The organism is Agrobacterium sp. CNPSo 3708 (assembly GCF_028674915.1).
GTDB classification, from domain to species: Bacteria; Pseudomonadota; Alphaproteobacteria; order Rhizobiales; family Rhizobiaceae; genus Agrobacterium; species Agrobacterium cavarae.
On the sequence record NZ_JAQZSF010000010.1, the window covers coordinates 35,173 to 55,062 of the forward strand.

The following is a 19,890-nucleotide window of genomic DNA, read 5'->3' on the forward strand; positions in this document are numbered from 1 at the left end:
GCGCGGTGCCGCGAGCCGGTTTTCGTGGCTACGATCAGCTTCTCTGCCACGCCAGATGGAGACCGAGCCCCATCAAAATCGCACCGGCTCCACGCCGGGCAACCGTTTGCGCCAAAGCCGACCGCTTCAACCGTCCAGCTGCAAGCCCCGCCACCAGAACCACGACAAAATCCGCCGAGGTGAAGATGATGTTGACGGCAACGCCGAGGATCAGGAACTGCAGCCAGATCGGAAACGCCGCGGCCGGATCGACGAATTGCGGCAGGAATGCCAGGAAGAACAAAGCCGTCTTCGGGTTCAACACCTCAACGACAATGCTATCGATGAAGGCCCGTTTTGCAGACTTCTGAGAAATCGTGACGCTGCCCGTTGCTTCGTCGTTGAGCCGGGCTCTGAGCATTGAGAAGCCAAGCCAGATGAGATAGCAGGCACCGCCGAACTTCACCGCGAGATAAAGCCATGGGACTGCCTGAAACAGGACCGAAAGGCCAGCGGCCGCCGCAATGATATGGACATAACAGCCAAGGTGAATGCCGAGCACGGCCATCAAGCCGGCAGCGCGGCCCCGCGCCATGGTCTGGGCTATTGTGTAAAGCATCGCAGGTCCTGGCACATAGGCAAACAGAGCCGTCGTAACCAGGAATGCCGCAAGTAGTTCATAAGACGCCATTGTGAGCTCCGTAGAGTTTGGCGCTCACTCAGCGCCTTCATGATTGTGACGGAGCATCCTACTTCGACGGAAATTCCGCAAGCCGTGCTGCGTAACGGGCCATGGTATCGACTTCGAAATTGACGAAATCGCCAGGCTTGCGATCACCCCAGGTGGTGACGGAGAGCGTGTGGCGGATCAACAGCACATCGAAATCCGGACCGTCCACCGCATTCACCGTCAGCGAGGTTCCGTCCAGCGCCACCGAGCCTTTGGGCGCAACGAACTTTGCCAGATGCTCCGGCGCGCGCAAACGGATACGCACCGCCTCCCCTTCCGGCTCGACGGCGAGAATTTCGGCCTTGCCATCAACGTGACCTGAAACGATATGGCCGCCGAGTTCGTCGCCGATTTTCAGGGCGCGCTCGAGATTGACGCGCGTTCCCGTTTGCCAAGCGGATATGGTGGTGAGGCGAAGCGCCTCTTCCCAGGCCTCGACCTCATACCAGCGCTCGTTGCTGCCCTCTTCAGGCAGTTTCGTCACCGTCAGGCAGACCCCGCCATGAGAAATGGACGCGCCCATATCGATGGTCTTCGGATCGTAATTGGTGGCGACGCGCAGACGCACGCCTTCGGCCAGCGGGTGAAGCTCGGAAACGGTTCCAACATCGGTGACGATACCGGTAAACATCAAAGCGGCCTTTCATAATCGAAACAGCGGTCGGGACCGTAGACGGTCTCACCGACGAGGGAATAGGTGTCAGGGATATCGGCGCGCATGATCGGCGTTTCAATACCGCCGGTACCAATGACGGTAGGGCTTTCGAACAACAGGATGCGATCCACCAAGCCTGCCTCGAGGAAGGCCTTGGCGGCAACCGCACCACCTTCGACGAGAAGCTCCGAAAGCCCGCGTGCACCGAGTATGAGGAGCAGATCCTCAATGTTCTTCGCGCTCAGCACTTCGGCGCCTGCCGATGCCAGCACAGCGCGCCTCTCCGCAAGATCGCGTGCCTCTGCAGAACTTGGCATTTCCACGACGACAAGCGGAACGTCGCGCGCGGTCTTCACCAGCTTGGAATGGGTCGGCAATTCCAGTCGTCTGTCCAGCACGAAGCGAATGGGCGAATACTGTTCCAATCCCGATATGCGGACATTCAACTCGGGATCATCGGCGACAGCCGTTCCGATCCCCACGAGAATGCCGTCGCAGCGGGCACGCAATTCATGCACGGCACGGCGCGCTTCCGATCCCGTGATCGCAACCTGGCCAGCGCCCTTTCGGCCAATCATGCCATCGGCAGAGACCGCGAGTTTCAGGATCACGTGGGGGCGCTTCTTGATCTTGCGCGTGAGATAGGCGGAAAGCGCTCGCTCGCCTTCCCTCCGTAGCACACCTGTCTGGACTTCGATCCCCGCGTCGCGCAAGACCTGGTAGCCGCGGCCCGAGACGCGTTCGTCCGGATCGTCCACGGCGACGACGACACGGGCGACGCCATGATGCGCCAGTGCGTTGGCGCAGGGCGGCGTCTTTCCCCAATGGGCGCAGGGCTCGAGCGTCACGTAGGCGGTGGCGCCACGCGCCGCTTCACCGGCAAGGTCCAGCGCATTGCGCTCGGCATGCGGCCTGCCGCCGACCGATGTGACGGCTTCGGCGACGATCACGCCATCCTTGACGAGAACGCATCCAACGGAAGGGTTGGTATCGGTAAAGCCAGTATTCTGGCGCGAAACCTCGATGGCCCGCGCCATGAATCTTTCGTCTTCGGCCTGGGAAGCCACAGTCTCAGGTTCCGGAGTCTGTATCGCGGGCGATCTTGGCGTTGATTTCCGCGATGACGTTTTCGAAGTCTTCCGCATGGGAAAAATCGCGATAGACCGAGGCATAGCGAACGAATGCCACGTCATCGAGACTCTTCAGCGCTTCCAGCACCTGCAGGCCGATTTCTTCCGATGCAATTTCCGTTTCGCCCGAGCTTTCCAGCCGGCGCACGATGCCAGACACTGCGCGCTCAATACGATCGCGATCGACAGGGCGCTTGCGTAGCGCGATCTCGAAGGATCGCACCAGCTTCTCCCGATCGAATGCCAGCTTGCGGCCGCTCTTCTTGATCACCATGAGTTCGCGCAGTTGCACACGCTCATAGGTGGTGAAGCGGCCGCCGCAATCCGGGCAGATGCGCCGCCGGCGGATGGAGGTGTTATCCTCCGCCGGACGTGAGTCCTTGACCTGAGTGTCTTCAGAACCGCAGAAAGGGCAGCGCATCCTATCGCCTTCTTACATGTAGGGATACATCGGGAAGCGATCGGTCAGAGCGACGACCTTCTCGCGTACCGCTGCTTCCACCGAAGCATTGCCTTCATCGGAATTGGCAACCTTCAGACCATCGAGAACTTCCACGATCAGCTTGCCGATTTCGCGGAACTCGGCTTCCTTGAAGCCACGGGTCGTGCCGGCTGGCGTGCCGAGGCGGATACCGGAGGTGACGAAAGGCTTTTCCGGATCGAAGGGAATACCGTTCTTGTTGCAGGTGATGTAGGCGCGACCGAGTGCTGCTTCCGCCCGCTTGCCGGTGGCGTTCTTCTTGCGAAGGTCGACCAGCATCAGGTGGTTGTCCGTGCCGCCGGATACGACATCGACGCCGCCTTCGATCAGCGTTTCGGACAGAACCTTGGCGTTCTTGACGACCTGGGCTGCGTAGTCCTTGAACTCCGGCTTCAGCGCTTCGCCGAAGGCAACAGCCTTGGCAGCGATGACGTGCATCAGCGGACCGCCCTGGAGACCAGGGAAGACGGCGGAGTTGAACTTCTTCGCCAGATCTTCGTCGTTCGTCAGGATCATGCCGCCGCGCGGGCCGCGCAGAGACTTGTGGGTGGTGGTGGTTGCCACATGCGCATGCGGGAATGGCGAAGGATGCTGGCCACCGGCAACGAGGCCTGCAATGTGCGCCATGTCGACCATCAGATAGGCACCGACTTCGTCGGCGATCTCGCGGAAACGCTTCCAGTCCCAGACGCGGGAATAGGCCGTGCCTCCAGCCAGAATGAGCTTCGGCTTGGTTTCCTTGGCCTTACGTTCCACTTCGTCCATGTCGAGCAGGTTGTCGCCTTCACGAACGCCATAGGAGACGACGTTGAACCACTTGCCGGACATGTTGACCGGCGAACCGTGGGTCAAGTGACCTCCCGAATTCAGGTCGAGACCCATGAACGTATCGCCCGGCTGCAAGAGCGCGAGGAAAACGGCCTGGTTCATCTGCGAACCGGAGTTTGGCTGAACGTTGGCAAAGTTGACGCCGAATAGCTTCTTGGCGCGGTCGATGGCAAGCTCTTCGGCAATATCGACGAACTGGCAGCCGCCATAATAGCGCTTGCCCGGATAGCCTTCAGCATACTTGTTGGTCATGATCGAGCCCTGGGCTTCGAGCACGGCGCGGGACACGATGTTTTCCGAGGCAATCAGCTCGATCTCGTGACGCTGGCGACCCAGCTCCTTCTCGATCGCGCCAAAGATATCCGGATCAATTTCGGCAAGCGGCTTGGAGAAGAAGGCATCTGTGTTCGACATGATGAAGGCTCCTGAAACAGTAATGCGATGGCGTCTTAGCGCCCCACCCGTATAAGAGCAATAAGCGCAGCGAGATTTGACCGTCAAACTGCGACGTCGCGCGTAAAAAATGCAAAATGCGCGACATGCACAAAGAAAAAAGCCGCGTCCGGTGGGGCGCGGCTTTCTTGTCTTTCTGAACAGCAATCAGTTGCGCGGCAACAGATCCTCGCCGATCGAGCCGGATGGCTGCTCCTGCGTGTTCGTCGTATTGAGCGCCAATTCGGCATTGCCGTCATTGCCGTAGATATCGTCACGGAACTGCACGACGCCATCCTTTGCCGACCATGCGGTGATGTAGACGAAGTAGACCGGGATTTCGGTTGAGAGTTTGATCGGCGTGTTGACGCGGCTTGCAATGACGCGCTCGATTTCCTGACGCGACCAGCCGGGCGTGTCGCGCAGCATCCAGGTCGTCAGGTCGCGCACGTTCTGCACGCGCACGCAGCCGGAGGATTCAAAGCGCATCAGCTTGTTGAACAGGCCCTGCTGGGGCGTGTCATGCATGTATTCGTTGTTCGGGTTGTGGAAGTTGATCTTGGTCGAGGACATAGCGTTGTTCTTGCCGGGGTCCTGACGGAACATCAGGTTCGGCGCCTTGGGCGCGAACCAATCCACCGTCTGAGGAGACACTTCCTGGCCACGGCCATCCAGCAGGCGGATGTTGTTGCGCTCCAGATAGGTCGGGTCCTTCTGCATCAGCGGAACGATGTCCTTTTCGACGATCGAGCGCGGAGCCGTCCAGTATGGGTTGAGAATGATTTCGTAGATCTTCGAGTTGATGATGTGCGTCGGGCGGCTGGCGCGGCCGACAACAGCCGTGTTGCGCAGAACCACGCGATTGTTTTCCACCGCTTCGATGGAGGCTGCCGGAATATTCACCATCACGTGGCGCTGGCCGAGATCGCCCGCCATCGTCTGGATGCGGATGAGGTTGGTCTGCAGTTGCGCCATGCGCAGCTGCGCCGAAACGTTCAGCGCCTTCAGCGTATATTCGCCGATCACGCCATCTGCTGGAAGGCCATGGCGTGCCTGGAAGCGCTTCAACGCGCCATCGACGTAGGAATCGAAAGCGCTGGAGATACCGGCTTCACGCGGAAGGTCGCCCGAAATCATCAGACGCTGGCGAAGCGCCTGAACGGATGGATCGCTGACGCCGATCTGCATACGCTGCTGGCTTGCCGGCACTTCCGGCCAGCCGCCATTGGAGACGATCTGCTGATACTGCATGATCGCCTGCTGCATGTAGGTGGGGGCTTCAGGGCCAAGAACCGGGTTGTTGGAAACGACACCAACGGCCGAGCGCGAGGAGTTCGCATCGAACTGATCGTCCCAATTGCCGCGGCGCGAGGATCCGATCAGATCGTTGAACGCATCCTGCGCCAGCGCGGGTGCTGCCAGCGCGACAGCGCCGAGCGAAACGGCGGAGCGCAGCATGGCGCGGCGAGAGAGCAATTCGGGCACGGATTTCTTAGTCATTCTACCTACCAGCCATTTCGTCAGGCAACCTTATGGATGCCTAGAACAACATGATTAACAAACGTTTTCGGACGCCTGCCGGCAGGAAATACTTCATGCGAAAACAAAACTGACGCATCATGCGATGATGGAAGAGACCGCCGGCTCCCTCGCTTTGGCGGTCCCATACCAATATGGCCAATTCGTGTCACCTTGACACTGCTCACGAAGCTGTGTCGCCGGGCCGTTTCAGCGTGAACCGCACAAAAATGCAACAAGCCGGACGCGTTTGCGCACGCGGCTATGCAAAACTCTGTGGCGACGTCCTCAGAGACGATATGCGATCGATTCATTCCACAAGCGTTCCACACTTGAATTATCTTCACAATTCCCGAAGACTAGCGCGTATTTGGCGCGTCATCGTGCGCTCGGGGTCGGTGGCGCGTCCAACGGTATAGCGGCGCGTAGTAGCTTTTCTATCGCGACAGCGCTCTTTTCGAGGTAATCCGGCGAGGCCGAGGCATAGATTTCCGTGATGTTATAAGATGGCATCTTGTGCCAGAGCTGCGACCCGACCTCCGAAGGCGACACGCCCTCTTGGGACAAAGCATTTCCAGAGGAACAACGGCGAGACGAAGCTGCATAACGACTAGAGAACCCGCTTCGGCGGATTTTTATCTGCCCGTTGCTATCTGAGGAGCTACGTCAGTGACAGTGGTTCCGAGCTGACCAAATCCAAACACCCACACGCATCCCACCAAAACCACAAAAACGGTTAAGACGGATACAATGGTGAAGCGGCCAACTGCCGACGCTTTGAACCAGCCAATTTCAAAATGTAGGGAGTCTCTCGGGTCTTCCATGGGCGCACCTCTGCTTAAATAAAAACAAGAAGTGCTGCTGCCTGCTGCGCATACTGACCAAACACCCGATTCGATGCAATAGCAGTAAAGATGAAGCCCCAACTAGTACACAGGCGCAACTACCCATTTATTGGACTTAGTTATTGATTTTAAAATGTATTCATCGTTTACAAAGAAGACTTATTCACAGGCTCTGAACAGCCGAATTCAGCCAATAAATCGCCTTTCAACCACGACCTAGCGCATCTATATGATTCTCTTGGAATATTTGCAGGCCGAATACATGGCTACATCAAGGTTCTGAATGCTCAACTGGGTTTCCAGTGTGTCGCTCTCGCTAATCGTGGGGCGATTTTGTGCGTACACGATACAAGCCGCGCTTGCGGGCGTCGCGCAGCCGCTCATCCACGGGACGAGACTGATTGCGAGCCATAGCATCAGCGGCGTTTTGGATGGATTTGAGATCATCTCGCGCTCTCTTCCCTTCCGCTAAAGCCTTCGCGGCTGAGCACATCGCGCTCACCTTTCTGCCACAGAGCACGTATCCGCGTTGGAACGCAGCTTATTGTCGGGGCCTAGCCAAGGGCGTAAGTAAAATTGAAGAATGTAATGGTGGTTCAAGCCATTCTCTATGACGACATCCCATTCTAACGTCCAACAGAATGGTGGAAAGGCACTTCACGGAGGGAATCCGTGAGCGCCCAAAATTTACCGCTGGAGGTCGGATTCGGTGGCGCGAGAGTGGCGCGCGAATATACGCCACCCGTGCATTTGAGTGCCCTTCTACGCATTACCGCGCCAGTTAGAGTATTCTAATTTGAAAGCGAAATCTGTTCTCTAACCTATTAGAGGCGATATGCGATCGAGTCGTTCCAGAAGCGGTCGAGGCGCTGGAGCAGCTTGTTCATTTCGGCAAATTCGCCGGTGCCGATGCCGCCGACCTTTTCGATCGAGCCGATGTGACGCTCATAGAGGCGAGCGACCGTTTCGGCGATGTCCTGGCCCTTGTCGGTCAGCGAAATGCGAACCGAGCGACGGTCGATGCGCGAGCGCTGGTGGTTGATGAAGCCGAGGTCGACCAGCTTCTTGACGTTGTAGGAAACGTTGGAGCCGAGATAGTAGCCACGCGAGCGAAGCTCGCCGGCGGTCAGTTCGGAGGTGCCGATGTTGAAGAGCAGGAGTGCCTGGACGGCGTTGACGTCATCGCGACCCTGACGGTCGAACTCGTCCTTGATGACATCGAGAAGGCGGCGGTGCAGGCGTTCGACGAGATGGAGAGACTCCATGTAGAGCGAACGGATGGCTTCTTCCTGTACGTCGGTTACAACTGCCTGTGGCTTTGCTTTGCTATTGATCATGACTGCCTCACTGTTTTGTTTGGCGGTGTTGATTTTGTTTCCCGCCTTGAGAGCAAACCTAAGCAATGCGCATAAAATTCTACTTAAAATGCATCATTAACGAGTGGTTACCGGATGTCGGCGCCCACGAGCCCAGGAGCAACGGGCAGCGGCACGGAATTATCCGCGCCAATTGAATCAATAGCTTAGCCAATAAATTTCCGGAAAATCAGGCCGCAACAGCTTTATTATTATGGTGAATCAATCCTTGCGCGCTCGTCATTTTGGCGCGCATCCAGCCAGAAAGCGACCTGGAATAGTATATAAACAGTTGCCACGATGCAGTGCATGACCGGGACCAGCGTGTTGCTGCCGAAGATATTGGGCCACACCTTGTACATGGCGATCTGCGCACCCGCGCCGATAACCCAGATGACGGCGCCCCACGACACGCCAAGCCACAGTCCAAGGGCAGCCACCGGAAAGACGACGGCCAACCCGGTACCCGCAACCCGCCAGGGAAGATTGAGCATATCGAAGCGAGCGTGGCCGCTCAGCGTATAACCCGTCAGCATCGCCCAGTACTGCAGTCCGAACCAGAAACAGGAAGCCGCCACCAGTCTGAGAAAGACAAAGTAGAGGATTTCCGTCAAAGGCAGCTTCGGGTGCGGTGGAGAATCAGGTTCCATGGCGCGAAGATACGTTTCTGGCGTGGCTCCTGCCAATGGATAATTGCGGGAGGTCACAGCCCTGTTGAGCGGCACGGCCCGCAGTGCTCCTTTTACGGCGCTCAAACGTCAGGACATGGCGGATCGCCCGTATCGAAAAGCGCTCAGGAATTTCGAGCCGACCGTGGTTCAGACCGTCGCATTCGCATACCACTTCTCCTATGTTATGCCATCATCACACTCTGGCGTTCTATCGAAGCCACGTTCACGCGCAGCTTCCAAAATACAGACGGAAACATCATAAGAGAGCATGGCCGAGGGACCAGATCCACCGGACAGGCTTTTGAGGAAAAGACATGACCGACAAGACTCATCTGGTAGATCACATTACTGGCCACCGCCGCATGCGGCGCATCCGCAAGGCCGACTGGACACGCAGGCTCGTGCGCGAGAACCAGCTGACGGTTGATGATCTGATCTGGCCGGTCTTCGTCGTTCCCGGTACGAACATCGTCGATCCCATCCCCTCGATGCCCGGCGTCAATCGCATGAGCGTCGACAAGCTGGTCGAAGCAGCCAGGGAAGCCGCCGATCTCGGCATCCCTGCCCTTGCGACATTCCCCAATATTGAAATGGAACTGCGAGACGAGACGGGCTCCCAGGTGCTGGAAGCCAATAACCTGATCAACCAGGCCACGGCAGCGATCAAGAGGGCGGTTCCCAATATCGGCGTGATCACCGATGTGGCGCTCGATCCCTTCACCAGCCACGGGCATGACGGGATCCTGCGCGGCGACGATATCGTCAATGACGAAACGGTCGACCAGGTGGTGAGAGCCGCTGTCATGCAGGCGGATGCGGGTGCGGATATCATCGCCCCTTCCGAAATGATGGACGGCCGGATCGGCGCGATCCGCCGTGGGCTTGATGCGGCGGGCCATCAGGGCGTCGGCATTATGGCCTATGCGACGAAGTTCTCCTCGGGTTTCTACGGGCCCTATCGCGAGGCGATTTCCACCAGCGGCCTGCTGAAAGGCGACAAGAACAGCTATTACATCAGCCCGGCAAACGGCACAGAAGCGATGCGGGATGCCGCTCTCGACGTGGAAGAAGGCGCCGACATGCTGATGGTGAAGCCCGGCCTTCCCTATCTCGACATCTGTTGGCGGTTGAAGGATGCTTTCGGCCTTCCCACCTTCGCCTATCAGGTCTCGGGCGAGTATGCGCAGATCAAGGCGGCGGCGATGAATGGCTGGATCGATGGCGACCGGGTGATGATGGAAACCCTGCTCTGCTTCAAGCGGGCCGGTTGCGATGGAATCCTCACCTACTTCGCCGTCGACGTGGCGAAAAAGCTCGCAAAGGGCTGAGGAGTGGGCTCATTGCATTTGCGGCGGTCCACACCATATCTTTGCTGAAAAGGAGAAACCGCCGATGAGCTTCAACCCGAACCCGACCTACGTTCCGACCGAGGACTGGCGCGCCTATGAGGGCGTGCTGAGCCGTCGCGTCGTGGCGTTCATCATCGACTATGTGATGGTGCTTCTGCTGTGCATTCCGGCAGCCGTGATCGTGTTCTTTCTCGGCATCCTGACGCTCGGCTTTGGCTTCATGCTCTTTCCCGCGCTGTTCTTCATCGTCGCCATCCTCTATTTCGGCATGACGCTTGGCAGCGCCGCGCAGGCCACCCCTGGCATGCGGGTTGCCGGCATTCAGATGGCGCGCCTTGACGGTCGTCGAATCGACTTCCTGATCTCGACCGCTCATATCGCGCTCTTCTGGATTATCAACTCGATCCTGACGCCGCTTATCCTGCTGGCAGGCCTGTTTACCGAGCGCTCGAGACTGGTCCACGACTTCCTTCTGGGAACAGTGACGATCAGAACCCGTTAGGAATTCAGAGCGAAACGCATTGAAGCCGCTCCAGCGGCTTCAATTTTATTGACAGGTCTCTTCGAGAGTTGACGTTTTCCACCTTTTTGTCATTCTGACATAGAAGGTTGGCTTGCGAAGGGAGCGATTGGGTTCGATGAACACGCAGACGACGCCTTCTCCGCAATTTTATCTCACCGCACCGGCCACTTGCCCCTATCTTCCGAACCAGTTGGAACGGAAGGTTTTTACGCATCTAGTGGGGCCTCGCGCGCCCGAGATGAACGACCTGCTGACCCAGGGCGGGTTTCGTCGCTCTCAAAACATCGCCTATCGTCCTGCCTGCGAGAATTGCCGTGCCTGCGTCTCCGTCAGAATCCTGGCCGATGGCTTCACGCCAACGAAGTCGATGCGGCGAATAATGGCGACGAATAACGATCTCGTGGCGACGGTTCACCGGGCCGAACCATCCACCGAACAGTTCTCGCTCTTCCGCCGCTACCTCGATCGGCGTCATACATCAGGCGGCATGTCGGATATGTCGGCGCTCGACTACGCGGTGATGGTGGAAGACACCCATGTCAACACGCGCATCATCGAGTATCGAAAGCGAGAACCGGGTGCGAGTATCGATGACAGCAAGCGCGGAGAGCTGATCGCTGTTGCGCTCACGGACATGATGAGCGACGGCCTCTCCATGGTCTATTCCTTCTTCAATCCCGATCTCGAGAAGCGCTCGCTTGGCACCTTCATGATCCTGGATCACATTGCCCGCACCCGCACGCTTGGTCTGCCTCATGTCTATCTGGGCTACTGGGTCGATGGCTCAGACAAGATGGGATACAAGACGCGGTATCATCCCCAAGAGCACCTGACGCCGCGCGGCTGGGAATTATACACGCCAGAAACGGTTTAACCCTCTCATTGCCGCATCTCTCAAATTATGTTATAACAGCGTTATAACGGAGTGTTTGAGATGAATGTGACGGTTCGCAAGATTGGCAATTCGGAAGGGATCATCATTCCCAAAGAGGTTCTGGATCGCCTTGGAGTCAAGGCTGGCGATGTCCTGACATTGAGTGAAGACGGGCAGAAATTGGAGCTCGTCCCAGAGCAATCTGATCTTCAAGAGCAACTGGCAGCCGCTCGTCGCGGCATGGAAAAGTACAAGGTTGCCCTGCGGGAGCTTGCTAAGTGACGATCAAGTGGCTCTCCAAAGCAGCCATAACCATCATTCATCAAGAGCAGATCGAAGCACATGGTGGTCTGCCTGGATTGAAGGATGACAACGCGCTTGAAGCGGCGCTGGCGCGGCCCGTCAACAAAGCGGTGTATGGCGAAGAAAATTTAATGGCGCTCGCTGCGGCATATCTCTTCGGTATTGCCCGCAACCACCCTTTTTCTGATGGAAATAAGCGCACCGGCTTTCTGGCCGCCTATACGTTCTTGCTGATCAATGGCTACGAAATTGTCGCCGATCAAAGCACCGTCATCGCATTCGTTCTGGCCGTGGCGGCGGGTGAAATAGACGAAAAGGGCATCACCGCGTTCTTCAACGATCACACCGTAGCATTCCGCTAATTGATGACAGCTTCCGTCCCCGGAAGCTGTCATTTATCAACTTTAGCCGCCGAACTTACCACTGCGCGGGAAGCCCTTTGGAACGCTGCGGCCGACACCGGCGCGATCGCCCATCCATTCAAGCAGCTCGTCTCCGACCTTGGAGAAGGAGCGCCCGGCGCTGTCTTCCCACGAAAGACCGGTCGCGATCGCGAAGCACTTCACATCCGACACGCCGCCATCCTTGTAACGCTGCAGGCGGACACCCTTGCCACGCGACATTTCCGGCACTTGCGACAATGGGAAGGTCAGCATCTTGCGGTTCTCGCCGACGACAGCGACGTGATCGCCGATGACGGGTACCACGAGCTTGGTTTCATCCGGCATGGAGACGTTCATGATCTGCTTGCCCTTGCGGGTGTTGGCGACCATTTCCGTTTCCGGGATGACAAAGCCATTGCCGCCGGTCGAGACGATCAGCAACTTGCGGGATGCGTCGTGGACAAAGGCGGTCAGGATGTCCTGATCATTTTCCATATCCACCATGATGCGTACCGGCTCGCCGTGGCCGCGGCCGCCAGGCAGCTTATCAGCGCCGAGCGTATAGACCTTGCCGCCGGTGGTCACGAGAAGCAGCTTGTCGGTCGTCTGCGCCGGGAAGGCCAGCTTCGGCCCGTCGCCTTCCTTGAAGGTCAGGCTCGACGTATCGGACATATGGCCCTTCAACGCCCTGATCCAGCCCTTCTGCGAGATGACGATCGTGACCGGCTCTTTCTCGATCATTGCCTGCTGGATGGCTTCGACATCGGCATTCGGCGCATCGGCAAACTGCGTGCGGCGGCGGCCGAGTTCGGTTGCCTTGGCGTATTTCTTCTTGACCTCGCCGATCTCCCAGGAGACCGCCTGCCACTGTTTCTCGTCGGATGCCAAGAGGGATTCGATCTCGCCCTTTTCCTTGCTGAGTTCGTCGAATTCCGTACGGATTTCGAATTCTTCCAGCTTGCGCAAAGAGCGAAGGCGCATGTTAAGAATGGCTTCGGCCTGGTTATCCGTCAGTCCAAATCGCGCCATCATCACCGGCTTCGGCTCGTCCTCTTCCCGGATGATGCGGATGATCTCATCGATATTGAGATAGGCGATCAGCAGGCCGCCGAGAATTTCCAGGCGACGGTCTATGGCCGCCAGGCGGAACTTCGAGCGGCGAACCAGAACTTCCTTGCGGTGGGCCAGCCACTCGGTCAGCACCTCGTTCAGCGCCATGACCTTGGGCACGCGGCCCAGCGACAGCACGTTCATGTTCAGCGGAATGCGGCTTTCCAGATCCGACAGACGGAAAAGCGATTCCATCAGCAGTGTCGCGTCCACCGTGCGGTTTTTCGGCACCAGAACGATACGAACGTCTTCAGCGGATTCGTCGCGCACGTCTTCCAGAAGCGGCAGCCTGCGGGCCAGCAGCAGTTCGGCGATCTTTTCGATCAACCGCGACTTCTGCACCTGGAACGGAATTTCGGTAATGACGATCTGGTAACCGCCACGGCCGAGATCTTCCGTTTCCCATTTGGCACGGACGCGGAAACCGCCACGACCGGTCTTGTACGCCTCGAGAATATTCTCGCGGCTTTCGATGATGATGCCGCCTGTCGGCAGATCGGGACCGGGAATGAATTCCAACAGCTTCTCGACGCTCGCATCCGGATGCTTGATCAGATGAAGAGCCGCGTCGCAGATTTCATGGGCATTGTGCGGCGGGATGGATGTCGCCATGCCGACTGCAATGCCGGAGGAGCCATTGGCCAGCAGGTTCGGAAACGCGCCGGGCATAACCACCGGCTCTTCGTCTTCTTCGTTGTAGGTCGGACGAAAATCGACTGCGTCCTGCTCGATGCCTTCCAGAAGCAGAGCCGCGACATCGGTCATACGCGCTTCGGTGTAACGCATGGCAGCTGCGCCATCGCCGTCGATGTTGCCAAAGTTACCCTGGCCATCAACCAGCGGGTAGCGAATGGCAAAATCCTGCGAAAGTCGCACGAGCGCATCGTAGATCGACGCATCGCCATGCGGGTGGAATTTACCCATGACATCGCCGACGATACGGGCGCATTTCTTGAACGCGGAATTGGGACGAATACCCATCTCGCTCATGGCATGCACGATGCGTCGATGAACGGGCTTCAATCCGTCACGAACATCCGGAAGCGCGCGGTGCATGATGGTCGATAGCGCATAGGCGAGGTAACGCTCTTCGAGCGCCGCCTTCAAATCGACCGGCACAATATGATCGTCGTCTCCGCCCGATGGCGGATTAAGATTTTTTCCCATGGCGACTGCCTATCGGAAATAGGCGGTTACGGCAAGAAATCCGGGCTTTCTGCGCTGTGGATGACAAGCGTTAAGCCTATATTTTTATGCAACCTTGTTTTTGTGCCGCAATTCAGCCATTCGTTGCGCAGTACCACTTCGGTCAATCGCGCTCGTGCTGCATATATGAACGCGTGATGTGCCTATTCTTGTTGCGGATGTTCGCGCCTTAAGGGAAGAGACAGAATGAGACTTGAAACCACACGGAATTTCCTGTTTGCCAGCGCAGCCGTACTGGCATTTGCGTCTCCGGCTTTCGCCCTGGATGGCGCCGATGTGCTGAAGAAAATGAATGCTGCCTACCACGTGCAAGGCGCAGAAATCACAGCCAAGTCCGTCGCCACCAACGGCGACAATGTCACGCTGTCCGGCGTCGTCATAGGCAGCGGCATTGACCCGGCACAGCAGTTTCCGATTGGCAACGTCACGCTCGAAGGCGTTGAAGAGGACAATGGCGGCTACACCATTGAGAAGATGAGCTTCGAGAACGTCAACTACGCCAAGGAAAAGGTAGCGATCACCATCGACGACCTTTACATGACTGGCGTTGTGGTTCCAGCTGATGCAACGGCAAACACAGTCGATGCCATGCTGTTTTACGATGAAGCCCATACCGGTCCGGCCTCGGTCAAGATCGATGGCAAGGAAGCGTTCTCCATCGCCGAGAGCAATGCCACGATGACCAAGAGCGAAGATGGCGGCACGCTTAGCTTCGATCTCACCGCAGAGGGCTTCAAGGGCGATCTGAGCGGCGTTACCGATCCGAAGTCGAAAGAGGCGATCGACGCGCTTCAGCTGAAATCTTTGAGCGGCGACCTCACCGTCAACGGTTCGTGGGAAGTTGCACCCGGCACGATCAATGTCGACGAATACTCGATCGACGTCGAGAATGTCGGTCGCCTGGATATGAGCTTCAGCATCTCCGGCTATACGATGGCTTTCATCAAGTCGATGCAGGATGCCGTCAAGGCGCAGGAAGCCAACCCCAACAAGGAACAGGCAGATCAGGCCTTTGGCCTTGCCATGCTTGGTCTCATGCAGCAGCTGACCTTCAACAATGCCAAGATCAGCTTTGATGATGCCGGCATTACCAAGCGCGGTATCGATTACGCCGCCAAGGAGCAGGGCACGACGAGCGAGCAGCTTTCCCAGATGATCAAGGGCATGGCGCCTATGATGATCGCGCAGCTCAACATTCCGGAACTGCAGAACGCCGTATCTGCGGCTGTGAACACCTATGTCGACGACCCGAAGAACTTCACGATCTCGGCAGCGCCGGCAAAGCCCGTTCCCTTCCCGATGATCATGGGCGCGGCAATGGGAGCGCCGAACACAGTTCCGAGCGTTCTGGGCGTCACCGTCACCGCCAACCAATAGTCTCTTCCACAAGCCCCGGATCAATCGTTCGGGGCTTTTTCCTGCTACGCAGGTTAGCAAGCGGGACCGCGTGAGCTCTAAACCAGCAAAGCCTGAGGTCATCCGTTCCTTCGAAACCATCCCAAACGTCCTGACCTTGCGCCCCTATGTCGCTCCCTCTAAAACCTAAAAAACTTCGATACCTCTGCTTAGGGTGAGAGAGTGTGTGCCTCTCCGATCCTTCAATGAAGGAATGACATTCGTGCAAGACAATATCAGCGGCTCCGTCATCGTCATTTCCAGCCATGTCATGCGCGGCTCGGTGGGCAATCGGGCTGCCGTCTTTGGCCTGGAGACGCTCGGCTTTCCTGTCTGGGCTGTGCCCACGATCGTGATGCCATGGCATCCCGGCCAAGGCCCCTCCACCCGTCTTCGTTTCGATGGCGAGGCCTTCGATGCGGCCATGGGAGATCTGGCAGCATCGAAATGGCGTGGAGAAGTCAAAGCGGTTCTCACCGGCTATTTCGGCAGCGCCGACCAGGTGCGTTCGGTCGCGCGTTTGATCCGCACGTTGAGAGAAAACAACCCCGATCTGATCTATGTCTGCGACCCCGTCATGGGAGACAAGGGCGGGCTTTATGTCCCGATCGAAACCGCTGAAGCAATACGCGACGAACTCGTGCCGCTTGCAACCGTTTCCACGCCCAATCGCTATGAACTGGCCTGGATGAGCGGTGCTGAGCTCGACACCAATGGCGAGATCATGGATGCGGCCCTTGCGCTCGGTCCGCCGAAGATGCTCGTTACCTCCGCTGTTCCGATGATGGCAAACGGTATTGGCAATCTGTTCCTCAGCGGACGCCATGCGCTGCTTGCCGAACACCGCGCCATCGAAAACGTGCCGAACGGACTTGGCGACCTGCTTGCGGCAGTCTTTCTCGCCCGCGTTCTTCAAGGCGTGGATGACGAAAAGGCACTGCAACTGGCAACCGCCAGCGTTTTTGAAATTCTGGCCCGCACCATGAAGCGCGGCGCCAACGAGCTGACGCTCGAAACAGATGCGTCAAGCCTTTCCACACCCATGGCGATGGTTCAGATGCGCCATCTCTTGCATCCTTCCCGAAGCAAGGGCAAATAGCGGTCAAGTTTCATGCGCTTCATGACGAGGCGTTCCCGGTAGCGACCAACGGCACTGCGAGATCGAATGAAGGATTTTCCAGATTATCTTCTGAACGGCTACAAGAACTTCATGAGCGGCCGTTATGCCGGTGAACGCGACCGATACCGCACTCTTGCCGATAGCGGCCAGAAACCGCAGACCTTGTTCATTGCCTGTTGCGACTCCCGCTCGGCACCCGAAACGATCTTCGATTGCGGCCCGGGTGAGTTGTTCGTCATGCGCAATGTAGCGAACATGGTGCCGCCTTTCGAGCCGGACGGCCAGTATCACGCAACCTCGGCTGCCATCGAATATGCTGTCCAGGTTCTGAAGGTGAAGGACATCGTGGTCATGGGCCACGGCCGCTGTGGCGGCATCCAGGCGGCGCTTGACCCGAATTTCGAGTCGCTCTCGCCTGGCGATTTCATCGGCAAATGGATGAACCTCGTCAAATCCGCCGCCGAGCAAATCCAGAGCAATGATGTGATGACCTCAGGCGAACGGCAGACGGCGCTTGAGCGCGTCTCCATCCGCAATTCCATCCACAATCTCCGTGGCTTCCCCTTCGTCAAGGCGCAGGAGACCGCAGGCAAAGTGAAACTGCACGGCGCCTGGTTCGATATCTCGACTGGCGAATTGTGGGTGATGGACAGCAAGACCGGCGATTTCCGTCGTCCGGAAGCGTGATCCCCGGCTACAACACCGTGCTTCAACTCAAAAGGTAAAGCGCCGTGCGTCCAATAGGACACACGGCGCTTTAAGTAGAGGATCATGTCACGCCAGCCGCTCTACAAACGGCTTTGACCGCGACTATTGCCCGTCGATCGCCTTGCCGATGTAGGCAATCGCCTGCTGATAGACAGTCGCTGCGTTCCAGCCCTGGATCGCGGCAAAGCTTGGCTGGCCCGGCTGATAACCGGCGCCACGCTGCCAGCCATGTCCAGCAAGGAAGTTTGCGGTCGAAGCCAGCGCATCGGCGCGCGATCCGACGAGATCGATGCGACCATCGCGATCGAAGTCGACGCCATAGCGCACGACGTTAAGCGGCAGGAACTGGGTCTGGCCGATTTCGCCATGGGCTGCGCCCTTGGCGTTGATGTTGAGCGAACCATTGCCCACCAGCTTCAAGGCTGCGTAAAGCTGCTCGGTGAAATAGTCGGAACGGCGACAATCATAAGAGAGCGTCGCGACGGCAGACAGTGTGTGCTGGTTGCCCATGAACCCGCCGAAACCGGTTTCCATGCCCCAAATCGCCAGAAGCGGGCCGGCCGGAACGCCGTAGGCGCGCTCGATATTGGCAAACAGCGCCGCATTGTTCTTCTTCATCGCCTTGCCGCGTGAAATGATGGCCTGGCCACCGCGCTTTTGCATGAACTGATCGAAGGAAAGCTTGAAGCTGTGCTGACCGCGGTCCGCGCGGATCGTCGCCTGGTTGTAGTTGACGTTGGAGAAAGCGCGATCAAGCACTGCCGGGCTGACGCCGCGGCCCGCCGCTTCCTGCTTGAAGGATTGCACCCAGTTGCCGAAACCAGCCGAGGTATTGCCGCATTGCGCCGCCTGAAGCGGCGTCGCCGCCAGTATCGCAACTGCCGTCGCACCAAGGGAAAAAGCCTTTATTGCCCGCATCCGTATCTGCCTTTGATAGAGTGAGGGACAGCCCCTCGCCATGTTCGCCTTTCTAATGGTCCGACTGTGACATTTGATCCTCAAGATCACCGCAGATGGGTATCAAACGTCAAATTCATTCCACTAGCGAGAATTGAAAGGCACAAATTGCCGTTCGTCTTCATAACCAGCAAATGAACTGGCTGTGATAGGCACGAAGATTGGAAACCCGCCCATTCTCGAAAGTAACGGACGGGTTATAGTTAATAGTTGTTAAAAAACCGTATCACGCAGCGGATTTGCGTGGCTTGATCAGACCACGGTTGATCAGAAGTTCGGCGATCTGAACGGCGTTCAGTGCCGCACCCTTGCGCAGGTTGTCGGAAACGACCCAGATGTTGAGGCCGTTTTCAACGGTTGCGTCCTCGCGGATGCGCGAAATATAGGTCGCATCTTCACCAGCGCACTCGACTGGCGTGATGTAGCCGCCATTTTCGTGCTTGTCGATGACGAGGCAGCCGGGTGCTTCGCGCAGGATATCACGCGCCTGATCGGCGGTGATTTCGTTTTCGAACTCGATATTGACCGATTCCGAGTGGCCGATGAAGACGGGAACGCGCACAGCGGTGCAAGTGACCTTGATCTTCGGGTCCAGCATCTTCTTGGTTTCTGCCAGAACCTTCCACTCTTCCTTGGTATAACCGTCTTCCATGAAGACATCGATATGCGGAATGACGTTGAAGGCGATGCGCTTGGTGAACTTCTTGGTTTCGACCGGATCGGCCACGAAGACGGCGCGGGTCTGCTGGAACAACTCGTCCATGCCTTCCTTGCCTGCACCGGAGACGGACTGGTAGGTGGAGACGACAACGCGCTTGATCTTGGCGGCATCGTGAAGCGGCTTCAGAGCGACGACAAGCTGCGCCGTGGAGCAATTCGGGTTGGCAATGATGTTCTTCTTTCTGAAGCCTTCTACCGCATCGGCGTTCACTTCCGGAACGATCAGCGGAACGTCCTGATCGTAGCGCCAGGCAGACGAGTTATCGATAACGACGCAACCCTGCGCACCGATCTTCGGAGACCACTTCTTCGATACATCGCCACCGGCCGACATCAGGCAGATATCGGTATCGGAGAAATCGTAATTCTCGAGATTGGAAACCTTCAGCGTGCGGTCGCCATAGGACACTTCCGTGCCCTGGCTGCGTGCGGAAGCCAGAGGAACAACTTCATCCGCCGGGAAACCACGTTCCGCCAGGATGTTCAGCATTTCGCGCCCGACATTGCCGGTGGCGCCTGCGATTGCAACTTTGAAACCCATGATCAAGCTCTCTTTCTGCCTCTCCTCTTTTTGGTGAGGGGGAGCCGCGAAACTGCGGCTTCCTTTCCCCGGCCAAA

19 protein-coding genes are annotated in these 19,890 nt (G+C 57.6%); 8 read left to right on the forward strand and 11 right to left on the reverse strand.

Annotated features, from left to right (window positions below):
* Window positions 1–34: 34 nt before the first annotated feature.
* The 8 genes from PVA19_RS20090 to PVA19_RS20125 all read right to left on the reverse strand — a co-directional run bounded on the left by PVA19_RS20090 (window position 35) and on the right by PVA19_RS20125 (window position 8,603).
* Window positions 35–670, reverse strand: coding sequence for a LysE family translocator (locus tag PVA19_RS20090; RefSeq protein WP_113260448.1), 636 nt, complete (start codon window positions 668–670; stop codon window positions 35–37).
* Window positions 671–728: 58 nt separating this feature from the next.
* Window positions 729–1,340: a riboflavin synthase gene (locus tag PVA19_RS20095; protein ID WP_062423520.1), complete on the reverse strand. Its 612-nt coding sequence runs from the start codon at window positions 1,338–1,340 to the stop codon at window positions 729–731.
* A complete protein-coding gene (gene ribD / locus PVA19_RS20100) occupies window positions 1,340–2,431 on the reverse strand; it encodes a bifunctional diaminohydroxyphosphoribosylaminopyrimidine deaminase/5-amino-6-(5-phosphoribosylamino)uracil reductase RibD (protein WP_274103950.1) in 1,092 nt (363 codons plus the stop codon). The genes PVA19_RS20095 and ribD overlap by 1 nt, the downstream gene beginning before the upstream one ends.
* A gap of 4 nt (window positions 2,432–2,435) precedes the next feature.
* A complete protein-coding gene (gene nrdR, locus PVA19_RS20105) occupies window positions 2,436–2,915 on the reverse strand; it encodes a transcriptional regulator NrdR (protein ID WP_062423522.1) in 480 nt (159 codons plus the stop codon).
* A 12-nt stretch (window positions 2,916–2,927) separates the two neighbouring features.
* A complete protein-coding gene (gene glyA / locus PVA19_RS20110; RefSeq protein WP_111849861.1) occupies window positions 2,928–4,217 on the reverse strand; it encodes a serine hydroxymethyltransferase in 1,290 nt (429 codons plus the stop codon).
* Window positions 4,218–4,403: 186 nt separating this feature from the next.
* Window positions 4,404–5,735, reverse strand: a complete 1,332-nt coding sequence (locus PVA19_RS20115) for a L,D-transpeptidase family protein (protein WP_274103951.1) — start codon at window positions 5,733–5,735, stop codon at window positions 4,404–4,406.
* Between the two features lie 1,687 nt (window positions 5,736–7,422).
* Window positions 7,423–7,932: a transcriptional regulator LdtR gene (ldtR, locus tag PVA19_RS20120; RefSeq protein WP_186330162.1), complete on the reverse strand. Its 510-nt coding sequence runs from the start codon at window positions 7,930–7,932 to the stop codon at window positions 7,423–7,425.
* Between the two features lie 233 nt (window positions 7,933–8,165).
* Window positions 8,166–8,603 (reverse strand): DUF6163 family protein, encoded by a 438-nt coding sequence (locus PVA19_RS20125; protein WP_062444167.1) that lies wholly within the window; start codon window positions 8,601–8,603, stop codon window positions 8,166–8,168.
* Window positions 8,604–8,938: 335 nt separating this feature from the next.
* On the opposite strand from PVA19_RS20125, the gene hemB reads away from it, so the two are divergent.
* From hemB to PVA19_RS20150, 5 genes are all read left to right on the forward strand, one after another.
* Window positions 8,939–9,952 (forward strand): porphobilinogen synthase, encoded by a 1,014-nt coding sequence (gene hemB, locus PVA19_RS20130; protein WP_116492515.1) that lies wholly within the window; start codon window positions 8,939–8,941, stop codon window positions 9,950–9,952.
* Window positions 9,953–10,016: 64 nt separating this feature from the next.
* The gene (locus PVA19_RS20135; protein ID WP_062443497.1) at window positions 10,017–10,475 is read left to right on the forward strand and encodes an RDD family protein; all 459 of its coding nucleotides are present in this window, start codon (window positions 10,017–10,019) and stop codon (window positions 10,473–10,475) included.
* 136 nt (window positions 10,476–10,611) lie between these two features.
* Entirely contained in the window at window positions 10,612–11,370 is a 759-nt protein-coding gene (locus tag PVA19_RS20140; RefSeq protein WP_062600516.1) for an arginyltransferase, read from the forward strand.
* A 60-nt stretch (window positions 11,371–11,430) separates the two neighbouring features.
* Window positions 11,431–11,652, forward strand: coding sequence for an AbrB/MazE/SpoVT family DNA-binding domain-containing protein (locus PVA19_RS20145; protein ID WP_062423530.1), 222 nt, complete (start codon window positions 11,431–11,433; stop codon window positions 11,650–11,652).
* Window positions 11,649–12,035, forward strand: coding sequence for a type II toxin-antitoxin system death-on-curing family toxin (locus PVA19_RS20150; protein ID WP_274103952.1), 387 nt, complete (start codon window positions 11,649–11,651; stop codon window positions 12,033–12,035). The genes PVA19_RS20145 and PVA19_RS20150 overlap by 4 nt, the downstream gene beginning before the upstream one ends.
* A gap of 42 nt (window positions 12,036–12,077) precedes the next feature.
* Here the strand turns inward: PVA19_RS20150 and parC are convergent, their stop codons facing one another.
* The gene (parC, locus tag PVA19_RS20155) at window positions 12,078–14,333 is read right to left on the reverse strand and encodes a DNA topoisomerase IV subunit A (protein WP_062423532.1); all 2,256 of its coding nucleotides are present in this window, start codon (window positions 14,331–14,333) and stop codon (window positions 12,078–12,080) included.
* A gap of 225 nt (window positions 14,334–14,558) precedes the next feature.
* Here parC and PVA19_RS20160 point away from each other — a divergent pair, with 225 nt between their 5' ends.
* From PVA19_RS20160 to PVA19_RS20170, 3 genes are all read left to right on the forward strand, one after another.
* Window positions 14,559–15,749, forward strand: coding sequence for a hypothetical protein (locus tag PVA19_RS20160; RefSeq protein WP_274103953.1), 1,191 nt, complete (start codon window positions 14,559–14,561; stop codon window positions 15,747–15,749).
* A gap of 232 nt (window positions 15,750–15,981) precedes the next feature.
* Window positions 15,982–16,866 (forward strand): pyridoxal kinase PdxY, encoded by an 885-nt coding sequence (gene pdxY, locus PVA19_RS20165; protein ID WP_376784914.1) that lies wholly within the window; start codon window positions 15,982–15,984, stop codon window positions 16,864–16,866.
* 66 nt (window positions 16,867–16,932) lie between these two features.
* Complete coding sequence (locus PVA19_RS20170; protein WP_274103955.1) at window positions 16,933–17,574, forward strand: carbonic anhydrase; 642 nt, start codon at window positions 16,933–16,935, stop codon at window positions 17,572–17,574.
* Window positions 17,575–17,697: 123 nt separating this feature from the next.
* Here the strand turns inward: PVA19_RS20170 and PVA19_RS20175 are convergent, their stop codons facing one another.
* Together PVA19_RS20175 and PVA19_RS20180 are read right to left on the reverse strand one after the other, a co-directional pair.
* On the reverse strand, window positions 17,698–18,513 hold the full coding sequence (locus tag PVA19_RS20175; protein WP_112520541.1) for a lytic murein transglycosylase: 816 nt from the start codon (window positions 18,511–18,513) through the stop codon (window positions 17,698–17,700).
* Window positions 18,514–18,778: 265 nt separating this feature from the next.
* Window positions 18,779–19,813, reverse strand: a complete 1,035-nt coding sequence (locus tag PVA19_RS20180) for an aspartate-semialdehyde dehydrogenase (protein WP_112952777.1) — start codon at window positions 19,811–19,813, stop codon at window positions 18,779–18,781.
* Between the last annotated feature and the right edge of the window lie 77 nt (window positions 19,814–19,890).

Bases quoted from the DNA above. Each gene is read 5' to 3' on its own strand.
- PVA19_RS20090 (WP_113260448.1), bottom strand. From the start codon at position 670: ATGGCGTCTTATGAACTACTTGCGGCATTCCTGGTTACGACGGCTCTG.
- PVA19_RS20095 (WP_062423520.1), bottom strand. From the start codon at position 1,340: ATGTTTACCGGTATCGTCACCGATGTTGGAACCGTTTCCGAGCTTCAC.
- nrdR (WP_062423522.1), bottom strand. From the start codon at position 2,915: ATGCGCTGCCCTTTCTGCGGTTCTGAAGACACTCAGGTCAAGGACTCA.
- glyA (WP_111849861.1), bottom strand. From the start codon at position 4,217: ATGTCGAACACAGATGCCTTCTTCTCCAAGCCGCTTGCCGAAATTGAT.
- PVA19_RS20115 (WP_274103951.1), bottom strand. From the start codon at position 5,735: ATGACTAAGAAATCCGTGCCCGAATTGCTCTCTCGCCGCGCCATGCTG.
- PVA19_RS20125 (WP_062444167.1), bottom strand. From the start codon at position 8,603: ATGGAACCTGATTCTCCACCGCACCCGAAGCTGCCTTTGACGGAAATC.
- hemB (WP_116492515.1), top strand. From the start codon at position 8,939: ATGACCGACAAGACTCATCTGGTAGATCACATTACTGGCCACCGCCGC.
- PVA19_RS20135 (WP_062443497.1), top strand. From the start codon at position 10,017: ATGAGCTTCAACCCGAACCCGACCTACGTTCCGACCGAGGACTGGCGC.
- PVA19_RS20140 (WP_062600516.1), top strand. From the start codon at position 10,612: ATGAACACGCAGACGACGCCTTCTCCGCAATTTTATCTCACCGCACCG.
- PVA19_RS20145 (WP_062423530.1), top strand. From the start codon at position 11,431: ATGAATGTGACGGTTCGCAAGATTGGCAATTCGGAAGGGATCATCATT.
- parC (WP_062423532.1), bottom strand. From the start codon at position 14,333: ATGGGAAAAAATCTTAATCCGCCATCGGGCGGAGACGACGATCATATT.
- PVA19_RS20160 (WP_274103953.1), top strand. From the start codon at position 14,559: ATGAGACTTGAAACCACACGGAATTTCCTGTTTGCCAGCGCAGCCGTA.
- pdxY (WP_376784914.1), top strand. From the start codon at position 15,982: ATGACATTCGTGCAAGACAATATCAGCGGCTCCGTCATCGTCATTTCC.
- PVA19_RS20170 (WP_274103955.1), top strand. From the start codon at position 16,933: ATGAAGGATTTTCCAGATTATCTTCTGAACGGCTACAAGAACTTCATG.
- PVA19_RS20175 (WP_112520541.1), bottom strand. From the start codon at position 18,513: ATGCGGGCAATAAAGGCTTTTTCCCTTGGTGCGACGGCAGTTGCGATA.
- PVA19_RS20180 (WP_112952777.1), bottom strand. From the start codon at position 19,813: ATGGGTTTCAAAGTTGCAATCGCAGGCGCCACCGGCAATGTCGGGCGC.